The organism is Streptomyces sp. LS1784, assembly GCF_020103755.1.
GTDB lineage: Bacteria > Actinomycetota > Actinomycetes > Streptomycetales > Streptomycetaceae > Kitasatospora.
This window is the reverse complement of sequence record NZ_JAHSQD010000198.1, coordinates 1-13,408: the sequence shown is the minus strand read 5'-3', so window position 1 is coordinate 13,408 and position 13,408 is coordinate 1. Positions and strand designations below refer to the sequence as shown.

The window sequence follows — 13,408 nt, the reverse complement described above, 5'->3', positions numbered from 1 at the left end:
CGCCCGGCCGACGGCGGGGCCGGGCGCGGGGCGCGGCGCGGGTGCGACCGCGACGGAGGAGCTGCACGCGCTGCTCTACCCGAGCAAGCGGGTGCAGCTGGAACAGCGGCGGGTCGAGCTGGTGCTACGGGACGACGAGCACGATGGTGCGCCGAAGCGTACGGGGATCGACCTCGCGGGCGGGCGGGCGGTGATCCGGCGAGGTGGCGGCCGAGGGCTGACAGCTGACGGCTGACGGCTGACGGCTGACAGCGAAGAGGTGACGACGAACAGCTGACAGATAACAGAGTCTGAAATCTGTCAGCTGTTATCTGTCAGCCGTCAGCTGCCCCCCGACAGCCTCCGACCCGGTCAGGCCGTCCAGGCGCCGCCGGCCAGGAAGGACTCCAGCGCCGCCCGGTAGGGCGCGATGTCGATCCGCTCGCCCGCCAGCCAGTCGTCCGAGTAGTACTTGTCCAGGTAGCGGTCCCCCGGGTCGCAGATCAGGCCGACCACGCTGCCCGTCCGCCCTGCTGCCCGCATCTCGGCGACGATCCGCAGCGCGCTCCAGAGGCCCGTCCCGGTGGAAGCCCCCGCCTTCTTGCCGAGCACCTGCTCCAACACCCGCACGGCGGCGATCGACGCGGCGTCCGGCACCTTCATCATCCGGTCGATCGCCCCCGGGACGAAGCTCGGCTCCATCCGCGGCCGTCCGATGCCCTCGATCCGCGAGCCGCTCTCGCAGACGGCGTCCGGGTCGTGGCGCACCCAGCCGTCGAAGAAGCAGGAGTTCTCCGGGTCCGCGACGCAGATCCGGGTGTCGTGCTGCATGTAGTGCACGTACCGGGCGATGGTCGCCGAGGTGCCGCCGGTGCCGGCGGTGGCCACGATCCAGGCGGGCTCGGGGTGCGGCTCCAGGCGCAGCTGGGCGAAGACCGACTCGGCGATGTTGTTGTTGCCACGCCAGTCGGTGGCCCGCTCGGCGTAGGTGAACTGGTCCATGTAGTGCCCGCCGGTCTCCTCGGCGAGCCGGGCGGAGGCCTCGTACACCTCGTCCGAACGCTCGACCAGGTGACACTCGCCGCCGTGGAACTGGATCAGGTCGATCTTGGCCTGGCTGGTGCTCTTGGCCATCACGGCGATGAACGGCACGCCGATGAGCTGGGCGAAGTACGCCTCGGAGACGGCCGTGGAGCCGCTGGAGGCCTCGATCACCGGCTTGCCGGGCCGGATCCAGCCGTTGCAGAGCCCGTAGAGGAAGAGCGAGCGGGCCAGGCGGTGTTTGAGCGAGCCGGTCGGGTGGGTGGACTCGTCCTTGAGGTAGAGGTCGATCCCCCACTCCGCGGGCAGCGGAAAGCGCAGCAGGTGGGTGTCGGCGGACCGGTTGGCGTCGGCCTGGACCTTGCGCACCGCTTCCTTGAGCCAGGCGCGGTACTCGGGGTCCGAGCGGTCGATGTCGACGGTCGGCTCGGTGCCGGGCTGGGTGCTCATTGGTAGCTGTCTCCCTCGTGGTGACCCCCCACTGCTCACTACGAGTGTATGAGAGTCACGATAAGTGACCGTTTTCGAGGGGCCAGCTTCCCCTTATCGCTTCAGTGCGGAACGGGCACCGACTGCGGATCCGCCAGGTACGGCCCCCAGCCCAGCTCGGCCGCACCCGCGAGCGCGCCGTGCGCCAGTTCCGCGCCGACGATCGGCACCCGGCCGCTGCGCCCCCACAGGCTGCGCTCGGCGACCACCGACCGCAGCCGGTCGGGCGCGGCCTCCAGCAGGTGGAGGTGCAGCCCGCTGAGGACCACCCGGTCGGGGTTGAGGATGTTGGCGACGCCCGCCAGGCCGAGCCCGAGCCGGTCGATGACGTGCTCCACCGCCGCCCGCGCCCGGTCGTCCGTCGCGGCCGCCCGGCACAGCTCACGCGCCTGGTCGAGCAGCGGCCGCCCCGGCTCCGGGGAGAGTCCGGCGGCGGCGAACAGCGCGTCGGGGTCGGTCTCGGAGTTGAGGCAGCCCCGGTTGCCGCACATGCACGGCCGGCCCTGCGGGTCGACGGTGAGGTGCCCGACCTCCAGGGCGAGCCCGGCACTGCCGGTGTGCAGGTGGCCGTCGATGACCAGCGCGCCACCGACGCCGCGGTGGCCGGAGGTGACGAAGAGCAGGTGGCGGGCGCCGCGGCCGGCGCCGTGCCGGTACTCGGCGAGCGCGGCCAGGTTGGCGTCGTTGGCGATCACGGTGGGAAGCGGGCGCAGCGCGTTCGGACCGTGGTCGGCGCGGCCGACCTCGACGTCGTACAGGTCGGCGACCGGGGTGCCGCTGGGCCAGGCGAAGTGCAGCGCGGCGAGGGCGGTACCGTCCGGCTCGGTGACCGGGTTGGGCAGCGCGAGCGCGGCGCCCAGGCAGCGGCGGTCGGTCGCACGGGCCAGCTCGGCGCCGGCCACGGCTACGGCGCGCAGCATCCGGACCGGGTCGGTGGCGGCGGGCAGCGGCAGGTGGAGGGGCGGGTCGAGCAGCCCGCCGAGGCCGGCCAGGGTGACGCTCAACCCGTCGGCGTGGATCTGCCCGGCGACCACGACCGGGCCCTGCGGGTCGATCGCGAGCCGGTGCGAGGGGCGGCCGCGGCCACCACCGGCCGGGCGCGAGTCGACGGTGATCAGGCCGAGCGCCTCCAGTTCGGCCGTGACCGCGCCGGCGGTGGCCCGGGTGACGTCCAGTGCGCGGGTGAGCGCCGAGCGGGTCGGCGTCTGGCCGGTGTGGATCAGGGAGAGCGCGGGGCCGAGCAGCGTCCGGCCCCGGTCGGGAGCCGCGCGGCGGTGGCTGTCGCGCTGCGCGTCGGAGTCGTTCCCGGTACCGGGCCTCGGGCTTGATGGTGAGAGCTGCACACCCCTATTGTGACTTTGTGTCGCTTCGAAACAAAATCGGTTCACGCACTCCACCGGACGATCCCTCCTCCCAGTCTCGCAGCACACCCCCGGTCACCGACAGCCCCTGGGGTGCTGCACGTGTCGCCCTCACCGCGTTCTTCGCCATCGACGGCTTCCTCTTCGCGGCCTGGGTCGTCCGCATCCCGGACATCCGCAGTCAGGTCAGCGCCTCGCACAGCGCCCTCGGGCTCGCCCTGCTCTGCCTGTCCATCGGCGCCGTCCTCACCATGCCGATGGTCGGCCGGCTCTGCCTGCGGTACGGCTCGCGCCCGGTGACCGTCGGCTCGCTCGCCCTGCTCAGCCTCGCCGTACTGCTGCCCGCGCACGCCCACTCGGTCACCGCGCTCGGCGGGGTGCTGCTGCTGTTCGGCGCGGGGTACGGCGGGGCCAACGTCGCGATGAACAGCGCCGCCGTCGACCTGGTCGCGCAGCTGCGACGGCCCGTGATGCCCAGCTTCCACGCCGGGTACAGCTTCGGCGGGCTGGTCGGCACCGGCGTCAGCGGACTGCTCGCCGGCCCGCTGAGCACCGCATGGGCGCTCGTGCTCAGCGCCGCGCTGGGCATGACCGTCACCCTCGGCGCCGGCATCGTTCTGCTGCGCAGCCCGGCGGCGGCAACGGTCGCTCCGGGCCGTACGGGCCGCGCGGCGGAACCGTCCGACGGCGCCGGCGCAAACGCGGGCTCGGTACGAACGCACATCCGGCTGCTCGTCCTGCTGCTCGGCCTCACGGCGCTCTGCACCGCGTACGGCGAGGGCGCGATCGCCGACTGGACCACGCTCCACCTCACCGACGACGTCCATGCGAGCTCCGTGGTGGCCGCCACCGGCTACGGGGCGTACGCGTTCGCGATGGCCGGCGGGCGGGTCGGCGGCACCTGGCTGTCCATCAGGCTCGGCCAGACCCGACTGATGCTGCTGGGCGGACTGACGGCCGCGGTCGGCATGCTGATCGCCGCCCTCGCCCCGGTTGTTCCGGTGGCGATCTGCGGGTTCGTGCTGGTCGGCCTCGGCCTGGCCAACCTCTTCCCGCTCGCCATCGCCCGGGCCGGCGCGGCGGGCGGGCCACAGGGCGTCGCGTTCGCCTCCTCGCTCGGCTACGGGGGGATGCTGATCGGCCCGGTGGTGATCGGCTTCCTCGCCGACGCGGCCGGGCTGCCACTGGCCCTCACCACGGTCGCGGTCGCAGCCACGGTGGCGGCACTCCTGCCACTCTCGGTCGGGCGCGGGTGGCAGACGACCGGTGACAGCCGGCGGGCAACAGATGACAGATGACAGATGACAGATGTTGAAATCTGTCATCTGTCACCCGCCATGTGACAGGATGCGGAGCCATGACGACCAGCGGACGCTTCCAGGTACTGCGGGCGAGCGAGCGCCCGGCGACGGCGTGGCTCAACGGGGGCGGGGTGACCAGGGAGGTCGCCGGGTTCCCGGCCGGAGCCGGGCTGGACGCCTTCGACTGGCGGGTGAGCCTCGCGGACGTCGCCTCGGCCGGACCATTCTCCCCGTTCCCCGGGATCGACCGGGTGATCACCCTGGTCGAAGGCGCAGGGATGGCGCTCACCGTCGACGGCACCGAGCGGCTGGTCGACGCGCCGTTCCTGCCGTTCGCGTTCTCCGGCGACGCCACCACCGACTGTCGGCTGGTGGCCGGCCCGGTGGTGGACTTCAACGTGATGACGCGCCGCGGACGGGTCGAGGCCACCGTGGACCTGGCCACCGTGGCCACCACGATCGACCTCCCCGGCGGGAACACCGCCCTCCTGGTCTGCCTCGCCGGCGCGGCCGCCGTCGACGGCGTCGAACTCGCCCGCTACGACGCCGCACTGCTCGACGCCCCGGGCGCGTACGAGCTGCACCCGAACGGCACCACCGCCGTCGTCAGCTTCCGCACCGCGCCCTGACAGCCGGCGGACCGACGCACCGACGCACCGACGCACCGACGAAGGACAGTGCGCCCGACTCTCGGACCAGCCCGGAGGTCCGACGCACCCCGCCGGTGTCCCGCGGATCACCGCCGCCATCGCCGCCCGCACCGCCGAACAGGCCTCCCCCACGGGGCAGTTCAGGCCGGTCGCCAGCGCACGGCGCCGGTGCTCCCGGTGCGGTACCCGGCGACGGGGTCAGCCCTGTTCCCCCGGCAGCCGCAGGTCCCAGCCGACCAGCGCTCGCAGCTGCTCGGCGGTCACACCGTCCGGTACCGGCTGCGGAGCGTCGTGGCGCAGCGGCGGCTGCCAGCCCTCCTCCTCGGTCCAGCGGCGCACCACCTTGGCCGGCGCCCCGGCGACCACGCTGTGGTCGGGCACCTCGCCGCGCACGGCGGCCCCGGCCGCGACCACCACGTTCCGGCCGATCCGCGCGCCCGGCAGGATCACCGCGCCGGTGCCGATCCAGCTGCCCGCGCCGATCTCCACCGGCTCGTTGCGCGGCCACTGCTTGCCGATCGGCAGCCGGGTGTCCCGGTACTCGTGGGCCTGGTCGCTGATGTACACGCCCGGGCCGGTCCACACGTCGTCGCCGATCACGATCGACTGGTGGCCGACGATGTGGCTGTCCCGGCCGATCACGCAGCCGCCGCCGATCCGCACGATCGGTTCCGGCCCGAGGTCGAGCCCGGGCAGGAAGCCGGCGCTGATGGTGACCCGCTCGCCGATGATCGAGAACGGCCCGATGGTGATCCACTGTTCGTTGAACACCGCCCCGAGCGGGAAGCTGAGGGTCGTGCCGTCCCCCAGCTCGCCGAACCGGTACGGGCCGGGGTTGCGGTTGGTGACCGCGCCGGTCCGCTGAACCCAGCGCCAGCCCCGGTGGACGAGGAGTCCGGCAGCGCGGCGGCCACCGGCCCGGACAGCGGAGACGAGGGAACGGGTTATCGGCATGCGCTCACGTTACCGGCCCGTAGCATCCGCCCGTCCGCCGGGAGGCCGACATCACACGGGCCACATCCGCCCCGGCCCACCGCCGCGACGGGCGCTCGTCCGCGACCGCGCACAGCGGCATCTGCCCGGCCCCGCACCATCCGACCCGACCGCCGGAGCGCCCGTCCCACCCCGGCTGGATCTCCCGGCCCGAAACGGACCGGACCGAACCAGACCGGCCCGAACCGGCCCGGCCCGGACCGGACCACCCCGAGGAGTGTCCGAAATCCGCGACCGGCGGCCGACCGCGATGGAAGACTCCACCCCATGGAGATCACCGAGCACATCGACGCGCTGCGCCGCGAGGGCAACCGGCTCGCCGAGGCCGCAGCCCGCACCGAGCTGTCCGCCCCCGTACCGACCTGCCCGGAGTGGCAACTGGCGGACCTGCTACGACACATCGGCTCCGTCCACCGCTGGGCCGCCGCCATCGTCTCGCAGGGCCTGCCGGCGCCACTGGACGAGACGGGCACGCAGGCCGCCGTCGGACCACTGCCCTCGGACGCCACACTGCTCGACTGGTACCGCGAGGGACACACCGCCCTGGTGGACGCGCTCACCGCAGCGCCCGCCGACGTCGAGTGCTGGAGCTTCCTGCCCTCGCCCAGCCCACTGGCGTTCTGGGCCCGGCGCCAGGCGCACGAGACCGCCGTCCACCGCCATGACGCCGACGCGGCCGCCGGGGCGCCCGGCCCGGCCGTGGACACCGCGCTGGCCCTGGACGGCATCGACGAACTGGTGAGCGGCTTCATGACCAGCAGCCGGTCCACGCTGCGCAGCGACCGGCCGCGCACTCTCCAGGTCCGGGCCACCGACGGCGCCGGCTCCGACTCCGGCACCGGTTCCTGGCGACTGACGATCACCCAGGAGCCGCCGACCGTCACCACCGGCGAGAGCCCCGAGCCGGCCGACCTGACCCTCGCCGGTCCCGCCCGCGAGCTCTATCCGCTGCTGTGGAACCGGCTGCCCTTCGGGCAGGCCCGGGACGTCGTCGCGACCGGCGACCAGGGCCTGCTCGACCTCTGGCGCGACGCAGCGGCGATCCGCTGATCGTGACGCCGGCGAACTGTCGTGACGTCGATGACGCTCGCGACGCCGATGAACCGTCGCGACGCCCGGGGGCGGCGCCGCCCCCGGGCGAGCGAGCGCGGCGCCCGGGAACCCCGGCGTCAGCGCACCCAGCGCGCGGGCCGCTTCTCCAGGAACGACCGCATCCCCTCCTGTGCCTCCGCCGAACCGAAGAGCCGCGCCGACAGCTCCACCAGCTCGTCCGCGTCCCGTTCGAAGGAGCGCACCACCTCGGCGTTGGCCAGCCGCTTCGACTCCGCCAGGCCCTGCGGGGAGCCCAGGCGCAGCGCGTCCAGCAGGCCCTTCAGCACCACGCCGGTGGACTCGGCGGAGTCGGTGGCGCTGGTGATCAGCCCGATCCGGGCGGCCTCGGCGGCGTCGAAGACCTCGCCGGTGAGGTAGTAGCGGGAGGCGGCGCGCGGGTCCAGCTTCGGGCGCAGCGGCAGCGAGATGACGGCGGGCGCGAGGCCGAGGCGCACCTCGGTGAAGGCGAACGTCGAGGCCGGTCCGGCGACGGCGAGGTCCGCCGCGCCGACCAGGCCCAGACCGCCGGCCCGGACGTGCCCGTCGATGACGGCGATCACCGGCTTGGCGCAGTCCACGATGGCCCGCTGGAGCTCGACCAGGCCGCGCGGGCCGACCGTCGGGTCCGCGCCGGTCGCCTCGGAGAGGTCCGCGCCCGCGCAGAACACCTTGCCGGTGTGCCCGAGCACCACCGCGCGGACCTCCGGGTCGGCCGCGGCGGAGGTCAGCCCGACGTGCAGCTCGGCCATCAGCCGGGTGGAGAGCGCGTTGCGGTTGTGCGGCGAGTCGAGGGTGAGCGTGGTGACGGCGTCGGCGGTGCTGACGTGGACGAGGGGCGCTGCACTGGTCATCGGCGGGGCCTGCCTTCGGGCTGAGGGTGGGTCGGGCTGCGGGTGCGGTCCGGGGGTGCGGACGACGCCCGGTCGACTCTGGCACGCCCACCCGCCCCTCGGCCAGAGCCGGCCGGCCCGGCGGCGGCCTCCCCATGCTCGCCAGTGGTACAGACCTGTTGACGCATTGGTCCAGTCCTCCTACAGTTCCCATGCCGCGCCTCCCCACGGCGCAGGCGTCGATCGCACACGAATCAATGGATCAACCAAGGTTCTACGTCACCCTGTTCACCCCCACAGCCACAGGGAGAACCATGTCCGCTCGATCCCGGGCCGGGCGCCCGCGCGTGCGCAGCAGACTGCTGGCACTGCTCTCCGTCCTGCTCCTGCCCCTCGCCGCGCTCACCGCGCTGGCCGCCCCGGCGAACGCCGCCGGAAAGCTCAGCGCCACCTTCACCACCGCCGACAACGGCTCCTGGTGGCAGGGCACCTACGTCGTCCACAACGACAGCGCGACCGCGGTGAGCGGCTGGACCCTGGAGTTCGACCTCCCGGCCGGCGTCACCATCGGCAACAGCTACAACGGCACCGCGACCGTCGGCGGCCGGCACGTCACCGCCACGGCCGCGTTCTACAACTCCACCGTCAACGCCCACAGCACCACCGAGCCGTACAGCTTCTGGTTCGTCGGCAACGGCCCGGTCTCCACCCCGCTCAACTGCCGCATCAACGGCGACAAGTGCGACGGCAGCGCGGACGTCCCGCCGTCCGCACCGGGCACCCCGACGGTCACCGAGTCCACCGCGCACACGCTCGCCCTGAGCTGGCCGGCCGCCACCGGCGGCGACTTCCCGGTCGCCTCCTACGACGTGCTGAGCGGCAGCACCGTGCTCGCCTCCAGCTCGTCCACCAGCGTCCTGGTCACCGGCCTCACCCCGGCCACCTCGTACACCCTGACCGTCCGGGCCAAGGACAGCCGAGGCAACACCGGTTCGCTCAGCGCGTCCGTCACCGCGTCAACCTTCGACCCGTCCACCGACACCTCGCCGCCCACGGCACCGGCCAACCTCCGGGCGACGGCGGTCAGTTCGACGGACGTGAAGCTCGCCTGGAACGCCGCCACCGACAACGTCCGGGTCGCCGCGTACGACGTGTACCAGGGCAACACCCTGGCGACCACGGTCACCGGCAGCACCCTCGGCGCAACCGTCGGCGGCCTCTCGCCGTCCACCACCTACACGTTCACCGTGAAGGCCCGGGACGCCGCCGACAACGCCTCGCCCGCCTCCGCACCGCTCACCGCGACCACCTCGGACCTGGTCGGCGCCGGGAAGTACGCCCGGGTCGGCTACTTCGTCCAGTGGGGCATCTACGGCCGCCAGTACTTCGTCAAGAACCTGGACACCTCGGGCGCCGCCGCCAAGCTCGACGTCGTCAACTACGCCTTCGAGAACATCGATCCGGTCAACCTGACCTGCATGGCGGGCGTCACCAAGGGCACCACCGGCAACCCGGAGGACCCGGACCAGGGCACCGGCGCCGGTGACGCCGACGCGGACTACGGCCGGGCGATGAGCGCCGACCAGTCGGTGGACGGCGTGGCCGACGACGGCTGGGGCAAACTCCGGGGCAACTTCAACCAGTTGAAGAAGCTCAAGGCCAAGTACCCGAACCTGAAGGTGGTCGTCTCGCTCGGCGGCTGGACCTACTCCAAGTACTTCTCCGACGCCGCCGCCACCGACGCGTCCCGCCAGAAGTTCGTCAAGTCCTGCATCGACACCTGGATCAAGGGCAACCTGCCGGTCTACAACGGTGCCGGCGGCGACGGCGTGGCGGCGGGCATCTTCGACGGCATCGACCTCGACTGGGAGTGGCCCGGCTCCGGCGACGGCCACCCGGGCAACCACTGGAGCGCCGACGACAAGGACAACCTGACCCTGCTGCTGACCGAATTCCGCAAGCAGCTGGACGCGTTGGGCGGCTCGCACAAGCTGCTCACCGCCTTCACCCCGGCCGACCCCGCGAAGGTCGCCGCCGGCTGGGACCTCTCGAAGATCTTCAGCTCGCTGGACATCGCCAACATCCAGGGCTACGACTTCCACGGCTCGGGCAGCGACAACTCCTGGGAGCCGAACCGCACCGGCCACGCCTCCAACCTCTTCCAGGACCCGAACGACCCCTACAACACCCACTTCAGCGTGGACACGGCCGTCCGGACGTACCTGAACGCCGGGGTCAACCCGCGCAAGCTGACCATCGGCTTCCCGTTCTACGGGCGCGGCTGGCAGAGCGTCGCGGACGGCGGCGCGAACGGCGCCTGGCAGTCCGCGAACGGCGCCGCACCGGGCCAGTTCACCGACGAGGCCGGCACCCGCGGGTACAACAACCTGGTCACCGCCCTCCCCGGCCTCAAGGTCTACCACGACCCCAAGTCCGTTGCGACGTACGGCTACACGGGATCGGGCGGCCAGTGGTGGACCTTCGACGACGCCTGGTCGATCTCGCAGAAGACGGCCTACCTCAAGTCGAAGAACCTGCTCGGCGGCATGATCTGGGAGATGTCCGGCGACACCCCGTCCGGCACCCTGATGTCGGCACTGGACACCGGGCTCAAGTAGTCCGCACAGCCCGACCCTGGGATCACGCAGGCCGCACGACCCGACCCTGGGATCACGCAGGCCGCACGACCCGACCCGGGGCTCGGGTACCCGGCGCCACCACGGAAACGGGGCCGGCGCCCCTCCCCGCACCGGGGAGGGGCGCCGGCCCCGCGTCACGACGGCCGCCCTACCGCGAGGCCATCGCCGTCAGCCGCCGCGCGGCCCGGTACTGCCGCAGCACCTGGGAGAAGGAGGTGTGCCCCTGGGTGGTCCGGGCGAAGGCCCGCCAGGCCGCCGGCACCAGGCAGACCGCTGCGTGGAACAGGTACGGCCGCCGCTCGAAGGCGCCCAGCAGTTGCTTGCCCGCGCGCATCTCCACGCCCAGCCCGGCCTTGACCGCGAAGGCGTAGTTCAGCGCCTCGCGCCGCACCGCCGCCGCGTCGCCCGCCTCGGCGACCTTCACCGCCCACTCGCCGGCCAGCCGGCCCGAGCGCAGCGCGTACGAGATGCCCTCGCGGGTCCACGGTTCCAGCAGTCCGGCCGCGTCCCCGGCGACCAGCACCCGGCCGCGGGAGAGCGGCGAGTCCTCGGCCCGGCAGCGGGTCAGGTGCCCGGACTCGACCCTGGGGGTGAACCCGGACAGGCCCAGCCGGCGGATGTAGTCGGCGAGGTACTGCTTGGTGCGCTCGCCGTCGCCGCGCGCCGAGATGACGCCGACGGTCAGGCTGCTGGTCTCGGTCTTCGGGAACACCCAGCCGTAGCTGCCGGGCAGCGGGCCCCAGTCGAGGTGGATCCTGCCCGCCCAGTCCGCGGCGACCTGCGCCGGCACCGGGATCTCCGCCTCCAGGCCGAGGTCGATCTGGTCGAAGGTGACGCCGACGTGCCGGCCGATCCGGCTCGCGCTGCCGTCCGCGCCGACCACCGCACGGGCCTCGAAGGTGCGCCCGTCGGCGGCCGTCACCAGCGCCGTCCGGTGCCCGCCGCCGCGCTGCTCGACGCCGGTGACGGTCACTCCGGTGACCAGCACCGCCCCGGCCTGCTTGGCCGCCTGCACCAGGCGCAGGTCGAACTCGTCCCGGTTGACCAGGCCGAACAGCATTCGCTTGGACCGCCGGGTGCGGGTGTACTTCCCGTCGTAGGCGAAGGTGACGGCGTGCACCCGGTCCTGCAGGGGCAGCCGGAAGCCCGGCGGCAGGCTGTCCCGGGAGGGGCCGATGATGCCACCGCCGCAGGTCTTGTACCGCGGGTGTTCGGCCTTGTCGAGCAGCAGCACCCGGCGGCCCTGGGCCGCGGCGGCGTACGCGGCCGAGGAGCCCGCCGGTCCGGCGCCGACCACCACGACGTCCCAGACGCCGTCCGGCGGCGCCGCCGCGTCGTCGATCGGACCGCCCTCGGCCGGGCTGTCGAGCGGGCTGCGGGAATCGGAGCTTCCGGAGTCAGTCACGTCGAGCAATCCTATGCGTCCGACCGCTCCGGTCGAACGCGCCGCCCCCGCACCGGCCGCCCTATCCCTCCGGGTCCGTGCCACACCCTCGGAGCTCCCCGTTCCGCTCCGCCTATGATCGGCACTACCGCAAGCCGTCTCCTCCGCCCGCACCACCTCGAAGGGCGGACCGTCCCCTCGGAGCCCCGATGTCACAGCCCCTGGCCGACGCCGTCCGGTCCCTGATGGACCGTGCCCGCACCGACCTCGCCGAGCTGGTCGCCTTCCCGTCGGTCGCCGACCCGCGCCAGTTCCCGGTCGAGGAGTGCGAGAAGGCCGCGCGCTGGGTCGCCGACGCCTTCGCCGCCGAGGGCCTGACCGACATCCGGCTGCTGGACACCCCGGACGGCACCCAGTCCGTCTACGGCGAGCTGCCCGGCCCCGAGGGCGCGCCGACCGTCCTGCTCTACTCCCACTACGACGTCCAGCCCCCGCTGGACGAGGACGCCTGGCTCAGCCCCGCCTTCGAGCTGACCGAGCGCGACGGCCGCTGGTACGGGCGCGGCGCCGCCGACTGCAAGGGCAACATCCTGATGCACCTGACCGCCCTGCGGGCGCTGCGTCAGGTCCACGGCGACGCCTACCCGGTCGGCCTGAAGATCATCGTCGAGGGCTCCGAGGAGCAGGGCACCGGCGGTCTGGAGCGCTACGCCGAGGCCCACCCCGAGCTGCTCGCCGCCGACGCCATCATCATCGGCGACACCGGCAACTTCGCCCCCGGCCTGCCCACCGTCACCACCTCGCTGCGCGGCATGACGGTCGTCGAGGCCACGGTCACCACGCTGGCCGGCAACCTGCACTCCGGCGCCTTCGGCGGCGCCGCCCCGGACGCGCTCCAGTCCCTGGTCCGGATGCTGGCCTCGCTGCACGACGAGAACGGCGACGTCGCGGTGGCCGGCCTGACGGCCGACCAGACCTGGACCGGCGTGCAGTACCCCGAGGAGCAGTTCCGCGCCGACGCCAAGGTGCTCGACGGCGTCGCCCTGACCGGCACCGGCACCATCGCCGACCGCCTCTGGGCCCGCCCGGCCGTCACCGTCCTCGGCATCGACGCCCCGCCGGTGATCGGCGCCACCTCCTCCGTCCAGGCCACCGCCAAGGCCCTGATCAGCCTGCGCGTCGCGCCGGGCACGGACGCGGGCGCCGCCCAGGACGCGCTGGTCGCCCACCTGGAGGCGCAGGTCCCGCTCGGTGCCCGGCTCACCGTCCAACGCCAGGGCAGCGGCGCGCCGTTCCGGGCCGACACCAGCGGCCCGGCGTACGAGGCCATGGGCGAGGCGATGGCCGAGGCCTTCGGCACCGCGATGGTCGCCTCCGGCGAGGGCGGCTCGATCCCGCTCTGCAACACGCTGCGCTCGCTCTACCCCCAGGCCGAGATCGTGCTGATCGGCGTCGAGGAGCCGACCACCCAGATCCACGCGGTCAACGAGAGCGTCGACCCGCAGGAGCTGGAGCGGATGGCCCTCACCGAGGCGCTGTTCCTCCGCCGCTACGCCGAACTGCGCTCCGTCTGACGGACGTTCGAGGCGACGTCCCGAGGGGTCTCCCGAAGGGCGTCCGGCCGCCCGCCGCGCAACCGGCGGGCGGCC

At 73.3% G+C, this 13,408-nt stretch carries 11 protein-coding genes; 6 read left to right on the top strand and 5 right to left on the bottom strand.

What is annotated here, in order from left to right; genetic code table 11:
* Positions 1-235: DUF6191 domain-containing protein (locus KS423_RS22370; RefSeq protein ID WP_224281352.1), on the top strand; the 235-nt coding region annotated here is incomplete at its 5' end.
* Between the two features lie 116 nt (positions 236-351).
* Here the strand turns inward: KS423_RS22370 and KS423_RS22365 are convergent.
* Both KS423_RS22365 and KS423_RS22360 read right to left on the bottom strand, forming a co-directional pair.
* Positions 352-1,470, bottom strand: coding sequence for a PLP-dependent cysteine synthase family protein (locus KS423_RS22365; RefSeq protein ID WP_224281351.1), 1,119 nt, complete (start codon positions 1,468-1,470; stop codon positions 352-354).
* Positions 1,471-1,571: 101 nt separating this feature from the next.
* Positions 1,572-2,852, bottom strand: a complete 1,281-nt coding sequence (locus KS423_RS22360) for an ROK family protein (RefSeq protein WP_374120008.1) — start codon at positions 2,850-2,852, stop codon at positions 1,572-1,574.
* Positions 2,853-2,869: 17 nt separating this feature from the next.
* Here KS423_RS22360 and KS423_RS22355 point away from each other — a divergent pair, with 17 nt between their 5' ends.
* Both KS423_RS22355 and KS423_RS22350 read left to right on the top strand, forming a co-directional pair.
* Positions 2,870-4,168, top strand: a complete 1,299-nt coding sequence (locus KS423_RS22355; RefSeq protein ID WP_224281350.1) for an MFS transporter — start codon at positions 2,870-2,872, stop codon at positions 4,166-4,168.
* 59 nt (positions 4,169-4,227) lie between these two features.
* Entirely contained in the window at positions 4,228-4,800 is a 573-nt protein-coding gene (locus tag KS423_RS22350; protein ID WP_224281349.1) for a HutD family protein, read from the top strand.
* A 219-nt stretch (positions 4,801-5,019) separates the two neighbouring features.
* Here the strand turns inward: KS423_RS22350 and KS423_RS22345 are convergent, their stop codons facing one another.
* Complete coding sequence (locus tag KS423_RS22345; RefSeq protein WP_224281348.1) at positions 5,020-5,775, bottom strand: DapH/DapD/GlmU-related protein; 756 nt, start codon at positions 5,773-5,775, stop codon at positions 5,020-5,022.
* A gap of 306 nt (positions 5,776-6,081) precedes the next feature.
* Here KS423_RS22345 and KS423_RS22340 point away from each other — a divergent pair, with 306 nt between their 5' ends.
* Positions 6,082-6,864, top strand: a complete 783-nt coding sequence (locus tag KS423_RS22340) for a maleylpyruvate isomerase N-terminal domain-containing protein (protein WP_224281347.1) — start codon at positions 6,082-6,084, stop codon at positions 6,862-6,864.
* Between the two features lie 119 nt (positions 6,865-6,983).
* Here the strand turns inward: KS423_RS22340 and KS423_RS22335 are convergent, their stop codons facing one another.
* The gene (locus tag KS423_RS22335; protein ID WP_224281346.1) at positions 6,984-7,757 is read right to left on the bottom strand and encodes an enoyl-CoA hydratase family protein; all 774 of its coding nucleotides are present in this window, start codon (positions 7,755-7,757) and stop codon (positions 6,984-6,986) included.
* Positions 7,758-8,050: 293 nt separating this feature from the next.
* Between KS423_RS22335 and KS423_RS22330 the strand changes: the two genes are divergently transcribed.
* The gene (locus KS423_RS22330) at positions 8,051-10,354 is read left to right on the top strand and encodes a glycosyl hydrolase family 18 protein (protein WP_224281345.1); all 2,304 of its coding nucleotides are present in this window, start codon (positions 8,051-8,053) and stop codon (positions 10,352-10,354) included.
* A 169-nt stretch (positions 10,355-10,523) separates the two neighbouring features.
* Here KS423_RS22330 and KS423_RS22325 read toward each other — a convergent pair whose 3' ends face one another.
* Positions 10,524-11,717, bottom strand: coding sequence for a geranylgeranyl reductase family protein (locus KS423_RS22325; RefSeq protein WP_224281353.1), 1,194 nt, complete (start codon positions 11,715-11,717; stop codon positions 10,524-10,526).
* 251 nt (positions 11,718-11,968) lie between these two features.
* On the opposite strand from KS423_RS22325, the gene KS423_RS22320 reads away from it, so the two are divergent.
* Positions 11,969-13,333: a dipeptidase gene (locus tag KS423_RS22320; protein WP_224281344.1), complete on the top strand. Its 1,365-nt coding sequence runs from the start codon at positions 11,969-11,971 to the stop codon at positions 13,331-13,333.
* Positions 13,334-13,408: the final 75 nt, after the last annotated feature.